This window comes from Stenotrophomonas sp. SrG (genome assembly GCF_050031795.1).
GTDB lineage: Bacteria > Pseudomonadota > Gammaproteobacteria > Xanthomonadales > Xanthomonadaceae > Stenotrophomonas > Stenotrophomonas rhizophila_A.
Window position 1 is genome coordinate 91944 of record NZ_JBNBBE010000012.1, and the last position, 20542, is coordinate 112485.

The 20542-nt window shown below is 67.2% G+C and carries 18 protein-coding genes; 4 read left to right on the forward strand and 14 right to left on the reverse strand.

Annotation, left to right across the window (positions count from 1 at the left end):
* Positions 1-249: 249 nt before the first annotated feature.
* The 8 genes from ACQG3P_RS12810 to ACQG3P_RS12845 all read right to left on the reverse strand — a co-directional run bounded on the left by ACQG3P_RS12810 (position 250) and on the right by ACQG3P_RS12845 (position 5835).
* A complete protein-coding gene (locus tag ACQG3P_RS12810; protein WP_068847856.1) occupies positions 250-591 on the reverse strand; it encodes a lipid-A-disaccharide synthase N-terminal domain-containing protein in 342 nt (113 codons plus the stop codon).
* Positions 591-1313, reverse strand: coding sequence for a glycosyltransferase family 2 protein (locus tag ACQG3P_RS12815; RefSeq protein ID WP_320457697.1), 723 nt, complete (start codon positions 1311-1313; stop codon positions 591-593). Before ACQG3P_RS12815 ends, ACQG3P_RS12810 begins: the two co-directional genes overlap by 1 nt.
* 87 nt (positions 1314-1400) lie before the next feature.
* The gene (locus ACQG3P_RS12820) at positions 1401-2366 is read right to left on the reverse strand and encodes an NAD-dependent epimerase/dehydratase family protein (protein ID WP_320457696.1); all 966 of its coding nucleotides are present in this window, start codon (positions 2364-2366) and stop codon (positions 1401-1403) included.
* Positions 2367-2420: 54 nt separating this feature from the next.
* A complete protein-coding gene (locus ACQG3P_RS12825; protein ID WP_068847862.1) occupies positions 2421-2726 on the reverse strand; it encodes a helix-hairpin-helix domain-containing protein in 306 nt (101 codons plus the stop codon).
* Positions 2727-2760: 34 nt separating this feature from the next.
* Entirely contained in the window at positions 2761-3684 is a 924-nt protein-coding gene (locus tag ACQG3P_RS12830; protein ID WP_068847864.1) for a ParB/RepB/Spo0J family partition protein, read from the reverse strand.
* Positions 3684-4481, reverse strand: coding sequence for a ParA family protein (locus ACQG3P_RS12835; protein ID WP_426805270.1), 798 nt, complete (start codon positions 4479-4481; stop codon positions 3684-3686). Before ACQG3P_RS12835 ends, ACQG3P_RS12830 begins: the two co-directional genes overlap by 1 nt.
* Before the next feature lie 64 nt (positions 4482-4545).
* Positions 4546-5184, reverse strand: coding sequence for a 16S rRNA (guanine(527)-N(7))-methyltransferase RsmG (rsmG, locus tag ACQG3P_RS12840; RefSeq protein ID WP_426805271.1), 639 nt, complete (start codon positions 5182-5184; stop codon positions 4546-4548).
* 51 nt (positions 5185-5235) lie between these two features.
* Positions 5236-5835 (reverse strand): 4'-phosphopantetheinyl transferase family protein, encoded by a 600-nt coding sequence (locus ACQG3P_RS12845; RefSeq protein ID WP_093532617.1) that lies wholly within the window; start codon positions 5833-5835, stop codon positions 5236-5238.
* Positions 5836-5930: 95 nt separating this feature from the next.
* Between ACQG3P_RS12845 and ACQG3P_RS12850 the strand changes: the two genes are divergently transcribed.
* Positions 5931-6182: a GlsB/YeaQ/YmgE family stress response membrane protein gene (locus tag ACQG3P_RS12850; protein ID WP_068854466.1), complete on the forward strand. Its 252-nt coding sequence runs from the start codon at positions 5931-5933 to the stop codon at positions 6180-6182.
* A gap of 76 nt (positions 6183-6258) precedes the next feature.
* On the opposite strand, the gene xth is transcribed toward ACQG3P_RS12850, so the two are convergent.
* The 4 genes from xth to ACQG3P_RS12870 form a co-directional block, all read right to left on the reverse strand.
* Entirely contained in the window at positions 6259-7026 is a 768-nt protein-coding gene (gene xth / locus ACQG3P_RS12855; protein ID WP_068847873.1) for an exodeoxyribonuclease III, read from the reverse strand.
* 136 nt (positions 7027-7162) lie between these two features.
* Positions 7163-8578: a coniferyl aldehyde dehydrogenase gene (locus ACQG3P_RS12860; RefSeq protein ID WP_426805272.1), complete on the reverse strand. Its 1416-nt coding sequence runs from the start codon at positions 8576-8578 to the stop codon at positions 7163-7165.
* 162 nt (positions 8579-8740) lie between these two features.
* Positions 8741-10396 carry an MFS transporter gene (locus ACQG3P_RS12865; RefSeq protein ID WP_068847877.1) on the reverse strand — a complete coding sequence of 552 codons (1656 nt, stop codon included), beginning with the start codon at positions 10394-10396 and terminating at the stop codon, positions 8741-8743.
* Between the two features lie 63 nt (positions 10397-10459).
* Positions 10460-11887, reverse strand: coding sequence for a DcaP family trimeric outer membrane transporter (locus ACQG3P_RS12870; RefSeq protein ID WP_068847879.1), 1428 nt, complete (start codon positions 11885-11887; stop codon positions 10460-10462).
* A 317-nt stretch (positions 11888-12204) separates the two neighbouring features.
* Here ACQG3P_RS12870 and acs point away from each other — a divergent pair, with 317 nt between their 5' ends.
* The 3 genes from acs to mntP all read left to right on the forward strand — a co-directional run bounded on the left by acs (position 12205) and on the right by mntP (position 15826).
* Positions 12205-14148 carry an acetate--CoA ligase gene (gene acs, locus ACQG3P_RS12875; protein ID WP_184126044.1) on the forward strand — a complete coding sequence of 648 codons (1944 nt, stop codon included), beginning with the start codon at positions 12205-12207 and terminating at the stop codon, positions 14146-14148.
* Between the two features lie 18 nt (positions 14149-14166).
* On the forward strand, positions 14167-14832 hold the full coding sequence (locus tag ACQG3P_RS12880) for a response regulator transcription factor (protein WP_068847883.1): 666 nt from the start codon (positions 14167-14169) through the stop codon (positions 14830-14832).
* A 415-nt stretch (positions 14833-15247) separates the two neighbouring features.
* Positions 15248-15826: a manganese efflux pump MntP gene (gene mntP / locus ACQG3P_RS12885; protein WP_093532614.1), complete on the forward strand. Its 579-nt coding sequence runs from the start codon at positions 15248-15250 to the stop codon at positions 15824-15826.
* Position 15827: 1 nt separating this feature from the next.
* On the opposite strand, the gene ACQG3P_RS12890 is transcribed toward mntP, so the two are convergent.
* Positions 15828-16916: a hypothetical protein gene (locus tag ACQG3P_RS12890; protein WP_426805273.1), complete on the reverse strand. Its 1089-nt coding sequence runs from the start codon at positions 16914-16916 to the stop codon at positions 15828-15830.
* A 149-nt stretch (positions 16917-17065) separates the two neighbouring features.
* On the reverse strand, positions 17066-20512 hold the full coding sequence (locus ACQG3P_RS12895) for a hybrid sensor histidine kinase/response regulator (RefSeq protein ID WP_426805290.1): 3447 nt from the start codon (positions 20510-20512) through the stop codon (positions 17066-17068).
* Positions 20513-20542 lie beyond the last annotated feature (30 nt).

A 20542-nucleotide genomic window follows, 5' to 3' on the forward strand; every position in this document is an offset into this window, starting at 1 on the left:
GACCGGGGATCGGCCGCAGGCCGAGACCCGAGCGCCGACTGTTAGTCGGATGCTCTTGATCTTGATGTTGTTCTTGATTCCCGCGAAGAGCAGCCGACTAACAGTCGGCGCTACCGGGGGCGGGCACCGGGTATCCGCCGGGTACGGACCGTTCCGGGCGGGCGCCGGGTATCCGCCGGGTACGGGCCGTACCGGGTGGGCGCCGGGTGTACGCCGGGTACGGGCCGATACCCGCGAGGTTCGCAGCCCTCAGTGTTCGGCTTTATCCCGCTTCCACCCACGGTGCTGGATATCCAGCTTCAAGCTGTAAAGCGCGGTAAACGCCGGAAACAGGTTCTGCAGCACCCCCACCGAATCCTGCTTGGCCGAAAACAGGAAGTAGCTCAGCGTCATCAGGCTGCCCACCACGCTCATGTACCAGAACAGGCGCGGGATCACCGGCTTGCCGGCCCGGCGCGAGGCGACGAACTGCACCAGCCAGCGGCCGCCGAACATCAGTGCGCCGGTATAGCCGATCAGCTTCCAGCCGGTCACGTGCAGCCCGGTCCAGAACAGCCAGCTCAGCGGTTGGTCGAGCCAGTGCAGTTCCATCAGCGTTCTTCCACGGCCGTGCGCTTGCTGCGCGTGATCAGCCAGGCCACCCCGCGCAGGTCGCGGATCCCGACCAGCGCGCGGCCGAGGTTGTTGTACTTGGACACCCCGGCGGTGCGGTGGCGGTGGTTGACCGGCACGCTCACCGTCTTCCAGCCCGCCCGCTGCATCAGCGCGGGCAGGTAGCGGTGCATGTGGTCGAAGTACGGCAGCTCCAGGAACGCGGCACGCTCGAACAGCTTGATGCCGCAGCCGGTATCGGGGGTGTCGTCACGCAGCATGCGGGCGCGGATCGCGTTGGCCCACCTGCTGGCCCAGCGCTTGCTGCCGCTGTCCTGGCGGTTGACGCGCCAGCCAGCGAACAGCTTCACCTGCGGCTCGGCGGACGCACGCGCGGCCAGCAGCTTCGGAATGTCTGCCGGGTCGTTCTGGCCGTCGCCATCCAGCGTGGCGATCCACGGTGCGCGGGCGTGCTTGACCCCGTTCTTCACCGCGGTGCTCTGCCCGCTCTGGCTGACATGGTGCAGGACCCGCAATTCGGGGTTGGCCGGCTTCAACGACTCCAGCACGGCCAGGGTGTCGTCGCGCGAGTGATCGTCGACGTAGACGATCTCGAAGTCCACCTGGCCGCGCAGCGCCGCGGTGATCTCTTCGATCAGGGGCTGTACGTTGTCGCGTTCATTGAATACCGGGACGACGACCGACAACTGGGGTTGGCTCATGATCGGGCTCTGCGAAAGGCCAGGAATGAAAAAGACCGCGCATTTTCCGAGATCAAGGTTATCCGAAGATGAACCCGGCGATGTGAGTCAGGCGCGATCACCGAAATAGTCGCGGCACCAGGCCACCACCGGCGGCAGGCCGCGCTCGATCGGGGTGACCGGTTCATAGCCGAAAGCGTCATGGGCACGACGGGTGTCGGCCATGGTGCGGACCATGTCGCCGGGCTGCATCGGCTTGTAGACCTTCTGTGCCGGGCGTCCAGCGGCGGCCTCGATGACCCCGATGAAGTGTTCCAGCTCGATCGGGGTGTGGTTGCCCAGGTTGAAGACACGGTGCGGTACGTCCTCGCTGGACGGATGCGCCAGCGCGCCGAGGATACCGGCCACGATGTCGGAAACATGTGTGAAATCGCGCTGCATCCTGCCGTCGTTGAACACGTCGATGGGGCGCCCGGCCAGCACCGCGCGCGAGAACAGCAGCGGCGCCATGTCGGGGCGGCCCCACGGGCCGTACACGGTGAAGAAGCGCAGGCCGGTGGCGTGCAGGCCATACAACTGCGCGTAGGTGTAGGCCATCAACTCGTTGGCCGCCTTGGTCGCTGCGTACAGCGAGCGCGGCTTGTCGATGCGCTGGTCTTCGGAGAACGGCGGGGTGGCCGAATCACCGTAGACCGAGCTGCTGGAGGCGTACACCAGGTGCGCCACGCCGCGATGGCGGCACAGTTCCAGGATGTTGACGAACCCGGTCAGGTTGCTGTCCACGTAGGCGTGCGGGTTTTCCAGCGAATAGCGCACACCGGCCTGCGCGGCCAGGTGGATCACCCGGGTCGGCTTGACCTCGTCGAACAGCGCGGCCAGGCCATCACGGTCGATCAGGTCCAGCGCGCGGATATCGGCGTCCGGGCACAGTGCCGCCACGCGATCGCGCTTGATCTGCGGGTCGTAGTAGTCGTTGTAGTTGTCCAGGCCGACCACCGTGTGCCCGGCATCGAGCAGGGCACGCACGGTATTGGCGCCGATGAAGCCTGCAGCGCCGGTCACAAGAAGGGTCATGGCAGTCGTCCCGGAAAATCCAGGCGACAGAATAACGCCGTTACCGGTACGTCACTACAGGCTCAGCGGTGCTTCGCGCGCCAGCGTGGCCTTGCGTTCCTTGCTGAAATCCCACCAGGGACGCGGGGCTTCGCCCTGCATGAAGCGCACGATGGACAGGAACACATCGATCACGCACGGGTCGTGCAGCACCCCGGTGCGCATGCACAGCTGCGCGTACATGTCGTAGGCATCGCGGCCGCGCACGTGCGCGGGGACACGGATCCCGATCAGACGAAGATCCTTCTCACAGGCCGGCCCGACATTTGGCAGGTCGGTCAGGCGCAACAGATGGTTGCGATCGACCTTGGTGGGGTTCATCAGGTAAGTGGGTTCCTCTTGCGTGGCGGGGGACTCAGCCCTTGCGTACGCGGAGCTTCTCGAGCACGCCGTCCAGCGTGTCCAGGTCGGTGTAATGAATGATCAACTTGCCCTTGCCGCCACGGCCGTGGTTGATCGCCACGCGGGCACCCAGCGATTCGGACAGCTCGGTTTCCAGCGACGCGATGTCGGCCTGCGGGGCGGCCGCGCTCGGCTTGCGGCGCAGCGAGGCAGGCACCTTGCCGGCAGCGAACTGCTGCGCACGGTGTTCGACCTCACGCACCGACCAGCCCTGGTCGGCTGCTTCCTGGGCCAGCTTGCTGGCCAGCTCCGGCGCCAGGGTCAGCAGCGCGCGGGCATGGCCCATTTCCAGCCGGCGGGTTTCCAGCAGCAGGCGGATCGCCACCGGCAGCTCCAGCAGGCGCAGCAGGTTGGACACCGCCGCGCGCGAGCGACCGACGGCCTGGGCGGCTTCGGCATGGGTCAGCGCGAATTCGCTGATGAGCCGCTGCAGCGCTTCGGCTTCTTCGAGCGGGTTGAGGTCTTCGCGCTGGATGTTCTCGATCAGCGCCATCGCGATGACGGTGCGGTCTTCCAGCTCGCGCACCACTACCGGCACTTCGTCCAGGCCGGCCAGCTGCGACGCGCGCCAGCGGCGTTCGCCGGCCACGATCTCGAAGCTGTCCGGGCCCAGCTGGCGCACCAGGATCGGCTGGATCACGCCCTGCGCCTTGATGGAATCGGCCAGCTCGGCGAGCTTGGTTTCGTCCATGTCGCGGCGCGGCTGGTACTTGCCCGGCTGCAGGTGCTTGACCGGCAGCTTGCGCAGCACTTCACCCGGCAGCGGCTCGATCACGGCCGCGGCCTGCACCTGTGTCACCGCGCCCTTGGGCCCCAACAGCGCATCGAGGCCACGGCCGAGGCCGCGTTTCTTGCCGGGGGCGGGCTTGGTGCTCATCAGGCGGTCTCCATGGCCTTGCCGGCCGTGTTGCGTTGGTGGTGGCGGCGGATGATCTCGCCGGCCAGGCCGAGGTAGGCGACGCCGCCGCGCGAGGCGCGGTCGTAGCCGACGATGCTCTGGCCGTGGCTGGGCGCCTCGGCCAGGCGCACGTTGCGCGGCACGATGGTGCGGAACACGCGATCGCCGAAGTGGTCGGTCAATTCGGCCGACACGGCATTGGCGAGGTTGTTGCGCACATCGAACATGGTGCGCAGCACGCCCTCGATCTCCAGGCTGGGATTGAGGTTGGCGCGCAGCGCATCGATGGTTTCCACCAGCGCGCTCAGGCCTTCCAGCGCGTAATACTCGCACTGCATCGGCACGATCACCGAATCGGCGGCGGCCAACGCGTTGAGGGTCAGCAGCGACAGCGCCGGCGGGCAGTCGATCAGGATGAAGTCGTACTCGTCCTGGATCGGGGCCAGCGCGCGCTTGAGCCGCTGTTCGCGTTCGCCCTGGTCCATCAGCTGGATCTCGGCGGCGGTCAGGTCGATGTTGCCCGGCAGCAGGTCGAAGCCTTCCAGGGTGGTCACCCGGACGTCGGCCGCGGTGCTTTCGCCCAGCAGCAGGTCGCAGGTGGAGGCGGCAACTTCGCGCTTGTCCACGCCGCTGCCCATGGTCGCATTGCCCTGGGAATCGAGGTCGACCAGCAGCACGCGCTTGGGCGCAGCAGCCAGGGCGGCGGCCAGATTGACGGCAGTCGTGGTCTTGCCGACGCCACCTTTCTGGTTGGCGATGGCGATGATGCGGGCCATGCGGGTGAGCCTCATCGGCAGGGGGTGGGACTGGGCATTATGCGGGCATGGGGCGTGTCGTGTCTCACGGACCGGCCACCACCACCAGATGGCGCTCGCCGGTCAGGCCCGGAACATGCAGTGGCAGGACCTGCTCAACCCGCCAGCCGGCCGGCAGCTGGGCGATCTCGTCATGCGGGTGGACGCCCTTCATGGCCAGCAGGCGTCCGCCGGGGCGCAGCAGGTGGCCGCCGACGGCGATGATGCCGGCCAGGGTGTCCATGGCGCGGGCGGTGAGGTTGTCATAGGCACCCGGCTCCGCCAGCGCTTCGGCACGGGATTCGGCCACGCGGGCGTTGGCCAGGCCCAGCTGGCGCACCGCTTCGCGCATGAAGCGGGCCTTCTTGCCGTTGCTTTCCACCAGGGTCACCTGCAGCTGCGGGCGGGCGATGGCCAGCGGAATGCCGGGGAGCCCTGGGCCGGTGCCCAGGTCGGCCAGGGTGCCCTGCTCCAGGTACGGCTGCATCGCCAGCGAATCGAGCAGGTGGCGGGTGACCATCTCCATCGGGTCGCGGATGGCGGTGAGGTTGTAGGTGCGGTTCCAGCGGTCGAGCAGGGCGAGGTAGGTCAGCAGGGGCGGCGCCAGGGCGGCATCCAGGCCCATGGCAGCCAGGCCGCGCTCGAGGGCATCGGCCACGCCGGCCGGGAGTGTGTGTTCGGTCATGCGCCCATTATCGCAGGCTGGGGACCTGCTGACTGCGCGGATTCGGCGCGCTCAGAGCGCGTGCCAGGCCAGTGCGGCGCGGAAATCGTCCGCGGCCTGCCATTCGTGCAGGTGCCAGCGCTGGGCCGGGCCGAGTTCCGGGTCGCACCAGGCCAGGTGCAGGGCGCCGTCGGCGGCGGGCGCCAGCTGCAGGCGGTGCAGGCCGAACGAGATGCCCTGCCCCTGCGCCTTGAGGATGGCTTCCTTGGCGCACCAGACACGGAAGAACCAATGGGTGCGGGCGTCTTCGTCCAGCCCGAGCAGCCATGCCACTTCGGTCGGGTGGAAGAAGCGCTCGATGATTTCGGCCATGCGCGGCCGTGGGCGCAGCGGCTCCAGGTCCACGCCCAGCCGGACGCCCTCGCCCAGCCCCACCAGCAGCAGGCCATGGCTGTGACTCCAGCCGGTGCCGATATGCGCCAGCGGGCCGTGCAGCTCCGGGCGGCCGCGCGGATCACGCTGCAGCGGCAGGTCTTCGGGGCTGCCCCCCAACTGGTCAGCCAGCAACACCCGCGCCTGCGGCTCGCCACGGGTACCGGGCACGTGCGGCAGGCGCCAGACGGTGACCGGGCCAAACCGCCAGGGCCCGTCCAGGGTCGCCGGCAGGCTCATGCGAACACCCCGCCAATGCGGCTGCACGACGACTTCACGGGGGCTGCCGTCAACTGGCTCCGTCTCATCGGCACACAAACTCTGGAGTGGACAACATGGGCATCATCATCTGGTTGATCGTCGGTGGCATCGTGGGCTGGCTTGCCAGCATCATCATGCGCCGCGACGCGCAGCAGGGCATCATCCTCAACATCGTGGTCGGCATCGTCGGCGCGCTGATCGCCGGCTTCCTGTTCGGCGGTGGCATCAATGAAGCGATCACGATCCGCACGTTCCTGTTCTCGCTGATCGGGGCCGTGATCCTGCTGGCGATCGTGAACCTCTTCACCCGCCGCAGCGTTCGATAACCTCACAGGGCAGGTAACGACCGTTGGTCGTTACGCCTTTCCAGCAAGGCCCGGCACCCGCCGGGCCTTGTGCGTTTCAGCCCAGCTGCACCCACGCCGGGGCGTGGTCGCTCGGCCGGTCCCAGGTGCGCGGCTCGCGGTCTATGCCCGAAGCCAGCGCACGCGCCTTGAGGGCATCCGACACCAGGGTCAGGTCAATGCGCAGGCCCAGGTTGCGGCGGAACCCGGCGGCGCGGTAATCCCACCAGCTGAATACGCCTTCCTCTTCGCTGTGCAGCCGGAAGGCATCGTGCAGCCCCAGCTGCAGCAACTTGTTGAGCGCGCCGCGTTCGGCGGTGGAGGTCAGGATGTGGTTCTCGTTCCAGACCAGCGGGTCGTGCACATCGCGCGCGTCGGGGGCGATGTTGAAGTCGCCCATCACCACCAGCTCCGGGTATTTCTGCAGTTCCGAGGCGACCCAGGCGTGCACCGCTTCCAGCCAGCGCAGCTTGTAGGCGTACTTGTCGGTGTCCACGTCCTGGCCGTTGACCACGTACAGGTTGATGATGCGCACGCCGTTGACGGTGCCGGCGATCACCCGCTTCTGCTCGTCCTCGAAGCCTGGAATGCCGATCTGCACGTCCTGCGCCGGCTCGCGCGACAGCAGCGCCACGCCGTTGTAGGTCTTCTGCCCGGCGAACACGCTGCGGTAGCCCAGCCCGGCCAGCACCGCGTCGGGGAACTTGTGGTCCTCCATCTTGGTTTCCTGGATGCCGACCACGTCCGGCGCGAACGCAGTGAGCCACTGTTCCAGGTGCGGCAGGCGCACGTTGAGCGAATTGACGTTCCAGGAGGCGATTTTCATGGGCGCATTGTAGCGGGTCGGCGGTTCCGTACCGACCAACGGTCGGTACCTACCGGTCGACCGCGAGCCTCGGCCGCGACGCATGCGGAGCGGTGCTGCCCCTCGGGTAGGTACCGACCGTTGGTCGGTACCTCCATCAGCGCAGAATCACCCTGAGCAGGCCGGCAATGCGTGAATACGGCGGTTTAAGCATATCGCTCGCCGCCCACCGCGACTGCCACAGGATCGGCAGCTGCTTGCTCATCGCATCGAACCCGGCACGCCCGTGGTAGGCGCCCATCCCGCTGGGGCCGACGCCGCCGAACGGCAGGCCGTTGATGGCGAAATGCAGCAGGGTGTCGTTGACGGTGACGCCGCCGGCCACGATCTGGCCGAGCACGCGCTCCACCACGGGCCGCTGTTCGCTGAAAACGTACAGCGCCAGCGGCCGGTCGCGGCCCTGCACTGATTCCAGGGCGGCATCCAGGTCGGGATAGGCGCACACGGGCAGGATCGGGCCGAAGATTTCCTCCTGCATCAGGTCCAGGTCGGCCGGCGGGTCGAGCACGATGGTGGGCACGATCAGCCGCTCGCGGCGCGCCCGTTCGGGATCGATGCTGGCCAGTTCGATCACCGGCACGCCGCGTTCGCGCGCCTGGGCCAGGTAGCCGAGCAGGCGCTGGTACTGGCCTTCATTGATGATGCGGGTGTAATCGTCCGTATTGCTGAATTCACCGTAGCGCGCGCGCACCTGGGTCTGCAGCTGCTGCACCAGCTCGCGCTGGCGGCGGCTGTCGACCAGCACATAGTCCGGCGCGATGCAGGTCTGGCCGGCATTGAACCACTTGCCGGTAGCCAGCCGCGCGGCGGCCTTGTCCAGCGGGTAGTCGCTGCACACGATGGCCGGTGACTTGCCGCCCAGTTCCAGGGTGAGCGGGGTCAGGTGCTGCGCGGCGGCGGCCATGACCTTGCGGCCCACCGCCGTGGAGCCGGTGAACACCAGGTGGTCCAGCGGCGAGCCGGCCAGCGCCGAGGCCAGCGCGGCGTCGCCCTGCACTACCGCTACGCGCTCGGCCGGGAACACGTCGGCCAGCAGGTCGTGCAGGAAGGCGCTGGTGCGCGGGGTGTGCTCGGAGGGTTTCAGGACGACGTGGTTGCCTGCCGCGATGGCAGTGGCCAGCGGAATCAGCGCCAGGTTCACCGGGTAGTTCCAGGGCGAGATCACCCCGACCACGCCGAGTGGCACCGGCCGGGTCTGCGCCCGCGCCGGCCAGAACCGCCAGCCGACCCCGACCCGGCGCGGGCGCATCCACCCGCGCAGGTGCGCCAGCAGGTGGTCGATCTCGTTGAGCACGGTCATGCCGTCGGCGATCAGCGACTCATGGGTGGAGCGGTGGCCGAAATCGGCTGCGATGGCCTCGGCCATCTGCGGCAGGCGTGTCTTCAACGCAGCGCGCAGGCGCTGCAGGTCGCTGCGGCGCTGTTCCAGCGACGGGCGGTTGGCCTGCCAGGCGTGGCGCAGGGTATGCAGAATGGCCTGTAGGGCGGCAGTGTCGGTGTTGGGGTGGTCCATGGCCGGAATATAGCAATGGTTGGAGCCGACACCGCGAGGGCACGCATGGCGTGTCGCTACACATCGGACGCACTGTAGCGACACGCCATGCGTGTCCTCGCGGACCCAAACGAAGAAGGGCCGTGGCAATGCCACGGCCCTTCTGGTTCACGCCATCACCGGTTACTTGGTGATGTCTACACCCTTGGTTTCATGCAGGAACAGGCCGCCGACCACGACCGTCATCAGCGCGATGATGATCGGGTACCACAGGCCGTAGTAAAGGTTGCCGGTGCCGGCCACCAGCGCGAACGAGATCGCCGGCAGGAAGCCACCGAACCAGCCGTTGCCGATGTGGTACGGCAGCGACATCGAGGTGTAGCGGATGCGGGTCGGGAACAGCTCGACCAGGTAGGCCGCGATCGGGCCGTAGACCATGGTCACGTACAGCACCAGGATCCACAGCATGAGCACGGTGCCGGCGATGTTGATGCGCGCGTTGTCGGCCTTGGCCGGGTAACCCGCTGCGGTCAGCGCCGCCTTGAGTTCGCCACCGAAGGCATCGCCCTTGGCCTTGAGCTCATCCTTGGTCAGGCCAGCGGCCTCGAACGAGGTCACCTGGCTGTTACCCACGCTCACCAGCGCCAGCGAACCGGCGGCGGCAGGCTGCACGTCGTACGGCACACCGGCCTTGGTCAGCGCGGCGGTGGCCACGTCGCAGGAGCTGGTGAACTTGCGCAGGCCGACCGGATCGAACTGGAACGAGCAGGTGTTCGGATCGGCGATGACCAGCGCCGGCGAGCTGCTGCGGGCTTCTTCGATGGCCGGGTTGGCGAAATGGGTCAGGCCCTTGAACACCGGGATGTAGGTCACCGCGGCCAACAGGCAGCCGGCCAGGATGATCTTCTTGCGGCCGATGCGATCGGACAGCCAGCCGAAGAAGATGAAGAACGGCGTACCGAGGGCCAGCGCGCCGGCGATCAGCAGGTAGGAGGTGGTGGCATCGACCTTGAGCATGCTGCTCAGGAAGAACAGCGCGTAGAACTGGCCGCCATACCACACCACGGCCTGGCCGGCTGCGGCGCCGAGCAGGACCAGCAGCATCAGCTTGAGGTTGCCGTCCTTGAGGCTGTCACGGAACGGGGTCTTGGAGCCCTTGCCTTCGGCCTTCATCTGCTGGAACAGCGGCGACTCGCTCAGCTGCAGGCGGATCCACACCGAGATGCCGAGCAGGATGATCGAGACCAGGAACGGAATGCGCCAGCCCCAGGCTTCAAATGCCTCGTTGCCCAGGAAGTAGCGGCAGGCCAGGATGATCAGCAGCGACATGAACAGGCCAAGCGTGGCCGTGCACTGGATGAAGCTGGTGTACAGGCCACGCTTGTCGGCCGGTGCATGCTCGGCCACGTAGGTCGCCGCGCCACCGTACTCGCCACCCATCGCCAGGCCCTGGGCCAGGCGCAGGACGATCAGGATCACCGGCGCCGCGAAGCCGATCGACGCGTAGTTGGGCAGCACGCCGACCAGGAAGGTCGAGATGCCCATGATCAGGATCGTGACCAGGAAGGTGTACTTGCGGCCGATGCGGTCGCCGAGGCTGCCGAAGAAGGCCGCGCCGAACGGACGCACGAAGAAGCCGGCCGCGAAGGCCAGCAGGGCGAAGATCATGCCCGTGGTTTCATTGACCCCGCTGAAGAACTGCTTGGCGATGATCGCCGCCAGCGAGCCATACAGGAAGAAGTCATACCATTCGAACACGGTGCCAAGGCTGGACGCGAAGATGACCTTCTTGTGGCCCTTGGTAAGTTCTGCTTTTGCAGGTACGGGTGTGGTGGACATAAGACGCTTCCCCTCCGAAGCAATCATTGGTGGCAGGTGCCGACAATGCGTCGGCACCCATGCTTAAAAACTGTACTTCGTGGTGAACTGCACGCGGTTGATGTCGCCCTTGCGGCCATCTTCGATCTCGCGCACGCCGTACATGTACTCCGCGCCGATATCGACCTTGGGCATCGGCGTGTAGAAGATGTTGCCGCGGATGCTCTGCACGCTCTTGGTGACCAGCGGGCCCAGCACGCTGTCGTTGTCGTAGTCGCTGCGGGCGTAGATCAGGTTGGTGCGCAGCTTCGGGGTGAAGGCGTGGCGCCAGCCGACATAGCCGGCCAGCACGCCAGTGGGGTTGAGTTCGTCCTGGGCCACGTCGTAAGCCGTATCGGCGGTGACGCCCAGGCCAACGTAACGGGCGATGCCTTCGCCACCGCTGATCTGGTAGTGCAGCTGGTCGCTGCCGCCCATCACCCACTTGCCGCCCAGGGTCAGGCCGCCGCCGATCTTGTCGGCGTCGGCACCGGTGGCCTGGTTGTCGACCTTGAGCTGGCGCACGATACCGCCCACCCCGAAGGTGCCCCAGTCGCCCTTCCAGCCATAACGCAGGGTCAGGTCCGGCAGGGAGCCACGGTCGCTGTTGCTGGCCACGTTGGTCCACGCCCCGGTAACCGGATTGCGGGTGCCGGTGAGCACGGTGGTTTCCGGGTTTTCCAGCGCGACGCTGAAGCCGCCCTGGGTGTAGCGGATCTGCGCCTGGCGCACGAACAGCACGCCGTCGGTGGGACCGACGAAGTCGGCCGCTTCCGGCAGCGAGGCGGCGTCCATGAAGTTCGACCAGGTCTGGCCGGCCATCCAGTTGTTCCAATACATGTACGCGTGGCGCAGGGTCACGCCGTAAGTATTGGTGGCGGTCTGGTTGCCCAGCGAGTTGCCGAAGAAGTCCATCTCGAAGAACGCGCCGGACTTGTTGCCCTTGTCCGAGACGTTGTCGATGCCCAGGTTGAAGCGCGAGAACTTGGCGTGGGCATTGAAGTCCACGTCGGAACGCTCGCCGCTACCGCCGGCACCGGCCACCGGGGTCTGGCCCGGCAGGTACAGCGCGCGGCCGGTGGCGTCGTCGGCCAGTTGGCCATCGCCGGTCTGGGTGGCCAGGAAGTCGGCCTTGATGAAGCCGCCGATCTTGACCGTGGTGCCCGGCGCGGCGCCCGGGGTGATGGTGGTGACCTGGATCGGCTGCTTGCCGGCGGGCACGGTGGCGCCGGCAGGCTGTTGCGCCTGCACGGTCTTCACCGCGGTCACGTCGGTCTGGGCCTGGCTGATCTGGGTCTGTTGCTGCTGGGTGGTGGACAGCAGCAGCTGCACCTGGCGCTCCAGCTCGGCAACGCGCGCTTCCAGCTGCTTCTCTTTGGCGGTTTCGGCAAACGCCATGCCAGGCGCCACCAACGCGACCAACAGGCAGGTCGCCAACGGCTTGCGCATGGTCTTCAACATACGGGTACTCATGTTGCCCTCTCTCCCGGGTGGCAAAGTGATCGCCGCGTGTGGGGTCACGGTCGAGCCGAGCGTGCGGCCGGTTGACGCACCCCGGCTATTGGCAATTGGTCGAACCCGCCCCGCCGGGGCGGATGTCTGGACGCCAAAGGCGGACAGCAGATGCCGCAGGCAGGTGGGTAGGTACCGACCGTTGGTCGGTACGCTTTTACGACCAAGGTCTAACCATTCCCTTACCTCGTGGCGCGGTGGATGCGGCAAACTGAGCGGGATGAATCGCGGGTTATGCTGCGATCGCACAACCCAGTCCTAGTGCAAGTGAGGGTGCCATGGCCGATCTTTACCCCGTCAAGGCGGACGTTGCCGCCAAGGCGCGCATTGACAAGAACACTTACCAGCAGCTCTACCGCGAATCGGTGGACAACCCCGACGCGTTCTGGGGCAAGGCCGCCGAGCGGCTGGACTGGTACAGGAAGCCGTCCACGATCCGCAACGTCAGCTACCAGCTCGACGATTTCCGCATCAAGTGGTTCGAAGACGGCGAACTCAACGCCAGCGTGAACTGCCTGGACCGCCAGCTGGACAAGCGCGGCGACAAGGTTGCGCTGCTGTTCGAACCGGACAGCCCGGATGCGCCGGCGCAGGGCGTGACCTACCGCGAGCTGTACGAGCGCACCTGCCGCCTCGGCAACGCGCTGCGCAACCTGGGCGTCAAGAAGGGCGACCGGGTGACCATCTACCTGCCGATGATTGTTGACGCCGCTGTAGCCATGCTGGCCTGTGCGCGCATCGGTGCGATCCACTCGGTGGTGTTCGGCGGCTTTGCGCCGAACTCGATCGCCGACCGCGTGATCGACTGTGGCAGCAAGCTCATCATCACCGCCGACGAAGGCCTGCGCGGTGGCCGCAGGATTCCGCTGAAGGCCAACGTGGATGCCGCGCTGAAGCTGCCCGGCACCACCACGGTGGAAACCGTGCTGGTGGTGCGCCACACCGGCGGCGCGGTGGACATGCAGGCGCCACGCGACCGCTGGTTCCACGACGTGGTGGACCCGCAGCCGGCACAGTGCGAACCGGAGCGGATGAACGCCGAAGATCCGCTGTTCATCCTCTACACCTCCGGTTCCACCGGCAAGCCCAAGGGCGTGCTACACACCACCGGCGGCTACCTGCTGTACGCGGCCTACACCCATGAAGCGGTGTTCGACCTGCGCGAGGACGACATCTACTGGTGCACCGCCGACGTGGGCTGGGTCACCGGGCACAGCTACATCGTGTACGGCCCGCTGGCCAACGGCGCCACCTCGCTGATGTTCGAAGGCGTGCCGAACTACCCCGACACCTCGCGCTTCTGGCAGGTGATCGACAAGCACCAGGTCAGCATCTTCTATACCGCACCCACCGCCATCCGTGCGTTGATGCGCGAAGGCGATGCACCGGTCAAGCGCACCTCGCGCGCCTCGCTGCGCCTGCTGGGCAGCGTCGGCGAGCCGATCAACCCGGAAGCCTGGCGCTGGTACTACGACGTGGTCGGCGATGGCCGCTGCCCGATCGTGGATACCTGGTGGCAGACCGAAACCGGCGGCATCCTGATTTCGCCGCTGCCCGGCGCGATCGATCTCAAGCCCGGGTCGGCCACCCTGCCCTTCTTCGGCGTGCAGCCGGCGCTGGTCAACGCCGATGGCGAGATCAAGGACGGCGCCACCGAAGGCAACCTGATCATCCGCGATTCGTGGCCGGGCCAGATGCGCACCGTCTACGGCGACCACCAGCGCTTCATCGACACCTACTTCCGCACCTACCCGGGCAGCTACTTCACCGGTGACGGCTGCCGGCGCGACGAGGACGGCTACTACTGGATCACCGGCCGCGTCGACGATGTCATCAACGTGTCCGGCCACCGCATCGGTACCGCCGAGGTGGAAAGCGCGCTGGTCTCCCACCCGAAGGTGGCCGAGGCGGCCGTGGTCGGCTTCCCGCACGACATCAAGGGCCAGGGCATCTATGCCTACGTGACCCTGGTGGCCGACGAAACGCCGAGCGAGGAACTGCACAAGGAGCTGGTGGCGTGGGTGCGCAAGGAGATCGGCCCGATCGCCTCGCCCGACCACCTGCAGTGGGCCCCGGGGCTGCCGAAGACGCGCTCGGGCAAGATCATGCGCCGCATCCTGCGCAAGATCGCCGAGAACGCACCCGACCAGCTGGGTGACACCTCGACCCTGGCCGACCCGTCGGTGGTGGCATCGCTGGTGGAAGAGCGTAAGGTCAAGTAATTGGTTCCCACCTCCCCCATGACAACCCTGCTGATCGCCGATGACCACCCCCTGTTCCGTGAAGCCCTGCGCGGCGCGGTGCAGCGGGTGATGCCGGGCGTGCTGCTGTACGAGGCCGACAGCGTGGAAGCGCTGTACCAGCTGGCCGACCAGCATGCCGATGCCGACCTGGTCCTGATGGACCTCAACATGCCCGGTGCGCAGGGCTTCAACGCGCTGGTACACATGCGGGCGCTGCACCCGCAGTTGCCGGTGGTGGTGGTGTCCGCGCGCGAAGAGCCCACCGTGATGCGGCGGGCACTCGACCACGGCGCGTTCGGGTTCATTCCCAAGTCGGCCGACTCGGACACGATCGGGCATGCGCTGGGCACGATCCTGGACGGAGAAACCTGGGCCCCGCCGGAGGCGCACAACGTGCCGCCGACCGGGCGCGAGGAACGCGAAGTCGGCCAGCGCCTGCGCGAGCTCACCCCGCAGCAGTTCCGGGTGCTGCAGATGCTCGGCGCTGGGCGGCTCAACAAGCAGATTGCGTATGACCTCAATGTGTCCGAGGCCACCATCAAAGCGCATGTGACCGCGATCCTGCGCAAGCTGGGTGTGACCAACCGCACCCAGGCGGTGCTGATGGCCGGCAAGCTGACGCTGGATGACGAGCCGTTGGTGTTGCCGCCGGAAGAGGATTGATCGGGGGTTGCGTGGTTGCGTGGTTGCGTCGTTGCGGTAGAGCCGACTGTTAGTCGGCTGCGGAGACATGCAGCGGACTAACAGTCCGCTCTACCCCCCGGCTGCGGAGACATGCAGCGGACTAACAGTCCGCTCTACCTGCTTCGGCTTATAGCCGAAGCTATACATCCCAGCACGCCCTGCGCAATTCGGCGATTTGGGCGGGAAACCGCATTCGCGGTGCTAAGCTTCGCGTCCCCTTGGGGAGTAGCCTGTTTCCTGCTGAAGGAAACGCCCGTATCAACATGCTCGGCCAGTGCGCCGTGGTGCGGGCAGCCAGTGATGGTTGGCGAGACCAGCGGTCCGCGTGCGCAACGACAGGTTGGGCGCGAACGTGGGCCGTTGTCCGTCATCGCCCAACCTGCACTGTCGTGTGATGTCCCCCATTTCGATGCTGTTGATCGGCTTTGCCATGTCCACCGATGCCTTCGCCGCGGCGATCGGCAAAGGCGCTGCCATGCGCAAGCCGCGTTTTCCCGATGCGCTGCGTGCCGGCCTCATCTTCGGTGTGATCGAAGGCCTTACGCCGGTGATCGGCTGGTTGCTCGGCCGCGCCGCGTCGTCCTACGTGCAGGCCTTCGACCACTGGATCGCCTTCGTGCTGCTCGGTGCACTGGGTGTGCACATGATCATCAACGGCGTGCGGCACGACCCGGACGCTGACAGCGACGACCCCGACAAGCACCACGGTTTCTGGCACCTGGCCGTCACCGGCTTTGCCACCAGCATCGATGCCCTGGCCGTCGGCGTGGGCCTGGCCTTCCTGGACGTGCATATCGGCGTGATGGCGACGGTGATCGGCCTGTGCACGCTGGTGATGGTCACCACCGGCATCATGCTGGGTCGGGTGCTGGGCGACATGATCGGCAAGCGTGCCGAGATCGCTGGCGGCGTAATCCTGATCATCGTCGGCAGCGCCATCCTGTATGAGCATCTTTCTGGCGCCGTCGGCTAGATCAGGTGCGTGGGCGGTGGTAGTCGACGATGTCGACCAGCACGTAGCCATGTGGAGTTTTACGGTACAGCAGGCGCTCCGTGTTACGGCCCGGGCTCTGCCGGCCTTCCCAGTGGATGTCGGTCGCTTGATACGGCATGCCCTGGTAGCGCACCGGGTGGCCGCAAGGACGGCGGTCGGCCAAGTCACCTTTGATCCGGTCCAGTTCCCGCAAGGTGCGGCTGTCGGCGGCCAGTCCACGCAGCTTGGCGCGCAGCAGCGGTCCCAAGTGGACCTCGGCGCGGGCGTGATGGACTGAGCCGGCTGACTCCGCCGCCGGTGTCGGCGTCGCTGCCGATGCCGATGCATCACCGGATTCACAGTGTCGCCGCGTCTGGCGACGATGGGTGACGCCGACCAGTGCGCTGGGCTTCAGTGTCTCCAGCATGTGCCCTGTCCGGGCGGGAGCAGAATGCACGCGCATCTCGCCCTGGCATTCGTCGGTGGTGAACGCATGCGCATCACGCAGCGCGGTATTGGCAAGGTCCACGCGCAGGTACGGGCAGTGCAGCTGGCGCAGCACGGTGCCGGCGCGCGTGCCTGCCTGGTTCAGCGCGGTCGCGATGGCCGTGCCCTGCCCTTCGCGCGCGGCCACCAGGTAACACGCGTTGGCGTTGCGCTTGGCGAGCAGCATCACCGCACGATCGCGGCAATGGGTCAGGTAGAAATGACGGATGACGCCTGCAATGAGCGGATTTGGTGGCACCCTGCGGGTCTGGCAGTATGCATTGAATTCACGGGCGACCCGGCTGAAATCCCGCTCCAGCTGCGCGGCGAGAGACTTCAACGCGTCCAGGTCATCAACGCTGGTGCCGGCCTCATGCAGCAGCTCGCGCACGGCCGGGTAGTCGACCAGCGCCTTCTCATGCGGCTGCAGTTGCCGCGCAGGCTTGTCGGGGTCCAGCCATCGCATCGCGTTGGTGCAGCCGATCCCCATCCAGCCGGAGATCAGCGCGGGCTTCACGATCTCGGCAACGCTCCATGCGGGGCCGGCGGCATTGGTGCAACTGCGGAATACCAGCTCGAATCCTGCGCCCACCACGGCACCCAACGTGCCTGCGAGCGGAATCGCCGCGCCGGAATGCAGCGGGGTGGCAAGAAGGGAACGCAGCGAGGGAACGGGCACGGAAACTCCGCAGCAGGTGGTTGGCTGCGCAGCATAGACAGCGCGACGGCACGAGCGTGCTGCGGCTGTCGCCTTCAACCTTGGAGGGTCGAGTGCGCCGCCAGGTACGCACGCAGCGACGCCGGCTTGATCGGCTTGGTCAGCAGCCGGTAACCGCGCTCGCGCGCCATGCGCTTGAGCTCGTCGCGCCCATCGGCAGTCAGCAGCGCGCCGGGAATGTCGCGCCCGGCGCGCTCGCGCAGCGCCACCAGCGTGTCCAGTCCATCCAGGCGGTCGTGCAGGTGGTAATCGACCAGCATCACGTCCGGCTGTGCCTGCACTTCCTCCAGCGCCTGGTCCACGGTGCTGGCAGTGATCACCTGCACCTGCCAGCGGCCCAGCAATGCACGCATGCCGTCGAGGATTTCCTGGTCGTTGTCCACGCACAGCACGCGCATGCCGGCCAGCGAATCGGTGCGGGTGCTGTGCTCGGGCACGCTGGCCGGCGCGTCGCTGGCCGGTAGATCCGGCACCTGCGCACGGGGCAGCAGGATCGAGAACATGCTGCCGCTGCCCACCTGGCTGCGCGCGTTGAGGCGGTGGTCGAGCAGGCGCGAGATGCGCTGGCAGATCGACAGGCCCAGCCCCAGCCCCTGCTCGCCCCAGTCGAACGGCTGCTGGTAGCGATGGAACTCGTTGAAGATCTGCTGCATGTGGTGCTCGGGGATGCCCGGCCCGGTATCCCACACCTGCAGTTCGATCTCGTCGCGGCGATGGCGCACGGCCAGCACGATGCGGCCCTGGCGGGTGTAGCGCAGCGCATTGGCCAGGAAGTTCTGCAGCACCCGGCGCAGCAGCCGGCGGTCGCTGCGCACCCACGCCGGGCGTGCGAACAGGTCCAGGCGCAGGCCGCGCCCGGCCGCCACCGGCGAGTACTGCGCGGCCAGTTCGCGCATCAGCAGGCTCACGTCGAAATCGCCGATCACCGGGTGGAGCCCGCCGGCATCCAGCCGCGACACGTCCAGCAGCCCGTCCAGCAGTTCTTCGGCGGCACGCAGGGAGGCGTCCACGCGCTCTGCCAGGTGCCGCTGTTCATCGTTGTTGTGGTGGCTGTCGCGCAATGCCGAGGCGAACAGGCGGGCTGCGTTCAGCGGCTGCAGCACGTCATGGCTGATTGCGGCCAGGAAACGGGTCTTGGACTGCTGCGCCACTTCGGCTTCATGCGAACGTTCGGCCACGCGCTGTTCCAGCGTCTCGTTGGCTTCCAGCAGCGCGGTCTCGGCGTGCTTGTAGTCGGTGATGTCGTTGTAGCTGGTGACATAGCCGCCGCCGGGCAGCGCCTGGCCGCGCATCTCGATCACCCGGCCATCGCTGCGGGTGCGCTCGAAGATGTGCGGCGAACCGGCGCGCATGTAGCCGATGCGGCGGTTGATCTGCACGTCGATATCGCCCTCGCCCAGCTCGCCGCGCTCGGCGTTGTAGCGGATCAGGTCGGCCACCGGGCGGCCTACGTACAACATGCCATCGGGGTAGCCGAACATCTGCTGGTAGCGGCGGTTCCACGCGGTCAGGCGCATGTCCGGATCAACCACGCTGACCCCGGCACTGATGTTTTCCAGCGTGGTGGACAGAATTTCGCGGTTGAAGCGCAGTTCCTGCCCGGCCTCATCGAGTACCGCCACCACTTCGCCCAGGTCCATGCCCGAGCCGCGCAGCAGGCTGGTCAGCAGCAGGCGCGCGGAGGCCGCGCCGATCGAGGCGGCCAGCAGGCGTTCGGTGAACTGCACCCAGGCCCGGTCCGCCGGGGCCGAGGCCTGCAGCTCGCGGCCCAGCGACTGCGCCTGCTCGAAGAACGACCGGCGCGCATGGCGATCGCCGACCACGCGCGAGGCCAGCGCCAGCAGGTCGCCCACATGCACATGGCCCGGCCAGGCACCGGCCACGGAGGGGCGCTCGGCATACGGGTCCAGGAACGGCGCGGCGCGCAGGCGCTCGTCCACGCCGGGGCGCCAGCGCACCGACACCAGCAGCATGGCCGCGGCGTTGATCAGCAGCGACCAGAACGTGCCATGGGTGAGCGGGTCCCAGCTGGTCATGCCGAACAGCCCCTGCGGCCGCAGCCAGGCAATGCCGAACGGTCCGTCGCTCAGCCAGGCCGCATCCATCCAGCCGGCGTGGGTCAGCGCCGGCAGCAGCAGGGTGTAGATCCAGGTGCCGAAGCCGAGCAGGATGCCGGTCTCCACGCCCCGGCGGCTGGCACCGCGCCAGTACAGGCCGCCGATCAGGCCCGGCGCAAACTGTGCCACCGCGGCGAATGCCATCAGCCCGTACGAGGCCAGCGTGCTGTCGTTGCTGCTGCCGCGGTAATAGCTGTACGCGGCCAGGGCCAGCAGCAGGATCGCCATGCGGCGGATCCACAACACCCGCGAAGCGACATCCGCCGCTTCCTGGTGGTCGCCACTGCGGCGCAGCAGCACCGGCATCACCAGGTCGTTGCTGACCATGGTGGCCAGCGCGATGGAGGACACGATGACCATGCCGGTAGCGGCCGAGAAGCCGCCCACGTAGGCCACCAGCGCCAGGAATTTACGGCCTTCGGCCAACGGCAGGGCCAGCACCATGCTGTCGTCGGCAATGCTGCCGCCGGTGCCGAACAGGGTCACACCGGCCGTGGCGATCGGAATCACCATCGCCGAAATGATGATCAGGTAGCCGCCGAACATCCAGCGCGCGCGGCGCACATCGCGCACGTCGCCGCATTCGACCACCGCCACGTGGAACTGGCGCGGCAGGCACACGATGGCCAGGAAGCTGAGCAGGGTCTGCGAGATGAAGCCCACCGGCGGCAGCCCGGTGAACAGCGTATGTGCGCTGCGCACCACGGTTTCGCCGCGGTCGGCCAGCCACAGGTAGGCGAACAGGCCCAGCGCCACCATCGCGATCAGCTTGATCATTGATTCCAGCGCGATGGCCAGCATCATGCCGTGGTGGTGTTCGGTGGCATCCACCTGGCGGGTGCCGAACAGGGTGGCAAACAGCGCCATCAGCAGCGCCACGTACAACGCCGGGTCGCTGAAATAGCCAGTGGGACCGGAGCTGCCGGTCAGCACCTGCAGGCTCATCGCCACGGCTTTGTACTGCAGGGCGAGGTAGGGAACGATGCCGATCAGCGCGATCACCGCCACCAGCGCGGCCAGCCGGCGCGAGCGGCCGAACCGCGAGGAGATGAAATCGGCGATGGACACCACGTTCTGGCTGCGCGCGATCAGCGCCAGGCGTTCGATGATGCGCCAGCCAAACAGCAGCAGCAGCAGCGGGCCCAGGTAGATCGGCAGGTAGCCGATGCCGTTGCGCACCGCCGTGCCCACCGCCCCGTAGAAGGTCCACGACGAGCAGTACACCGCCAGCGCCAGGCTGTAGACCACCGGGCGCAGCCACGGGCGGTCGGGGTACATGGGACGGCGGTCGCCCCACCAGGCCACGCCGAACAACAGGGCGGCATAGGCCACCGACACCAGCAGCAGGATCCAGCTAGAAACCACGGGCATGTTTCCGCAAGCGCAGGCCGCAGT

Bases quoted from the DNA above. Each gene is read 5' to 3' on its own strand.
- ACQG3P_RS12850 (WP_068854466.1), top strand. From the start codon at position 5,931: ATGGGCATCATCATCTGGTTGATCGTCGGTGGCATCGTGGGCTGGCTT.
- ACQG3P_RS12835 (WP_426805270.1), bottom strand. From the start codon at position 4,481: ATGGCCCGCATCATCGCCATCGCCAACCAGAAAGGTGGCGTCGGCAAG.
- ACQG3P_RS12865 (WP_068847877.1), bottom strand. From the start codon at position 10,396: ATGTCCACCACACCCGTACCTGCAAAAGCAGAACTTACCAAGGGCCAC.
- ACQG3P_RS12860 (WP_426805272.1), bottom strand. From the start codon at position 8,578: ATGGACCACCCCAACACCGACACTGCCGCCCTACAGGCCATTCTGCAT.
- ACQG3P_RS12880 (WP_068847883.1), top strand. From the start codon at position 14,167: ATGACAACCCTGCTGATCGCCGATGACCACCCCCTGTTCCGTGAAGCC.
- ACQG3P_RS12870 (WP_068847879.1), bottom strand. From the start codon at position 11,887: ATGAGTACCCGTATGTTGAAGACCATGCGCAAGCCGTTGGCGACCTGC.
- acs (WP_184126044.1), top strand. From the start codon at position 12,205: ATGGCCGATCTTTACCCCGTCAAGGCGGACGTTGCCGCCAAGGCGCGC.
- rsmG (WP_426805271.1), bottom strand. From the start codon at position 5,184: ATGACCGAACACACACTCCCGGCCGGCGTGGCCGATGCCCTCGAGCGC.
- ACQG3P_RS12810 (WP_068847856.1), bottom strand. From the start codon at position 591: ATGGAACTGCACTGGCTCGACCAACCGCTGAGCTGGCTGTTCTGGACC.
- ACQG3P_RS12815 (WP_320457697.1), bottom strand. From the start codon at position 1,313: ATGAGCCAACCCCAGTTGTCGGTCGTCGTCCCGGTATTCAATGAACGC.
- ACQG3P_RS12825 (WP_068847862.1), bottom strand. From the start codon at position 2,726: ATGAACCCCACCAAGGTCGATCGCAACCATCTGTTGCGCCTGACCGAC.
- ACQG3P_RS12820 (WP_320457696.1), bottom strand. From the start codon at position 2,366: ATGACCCTTCTTGTGACCGGCGCTGCAGGCTTCATCGGCGCCAATACC.
- xth (WP_068847873.1), bottom strand. From the start codon at position 7,026: ATGAAAATCGCCTCCTGGAACGTCAATTCGCTCAACGTGCGCCTGCCG.
- ACQG3P_RS12845 (WP_093532617.1), bottom strand. From the start codon at position 5,835: ATGAGCCTGCCGGCGACCCTGGACGGGCCCTGGCGGTTTGGCCCGGTC.
- mntP (WP_093532614.1), top strand. From the start codon at position 15,248: ATGTCCCCCATTTCGATGCTGTTGATCGGCTTTGCCATGTCCACCGAT.
- ACQG3P_RS12830 (WP_068847864.1), bottom strand. From the start codon at position 3,684: ATGAGCACCAAGCCCGCCCCCGGCAAGAAACGCGGCCTCGGCCGTGGC.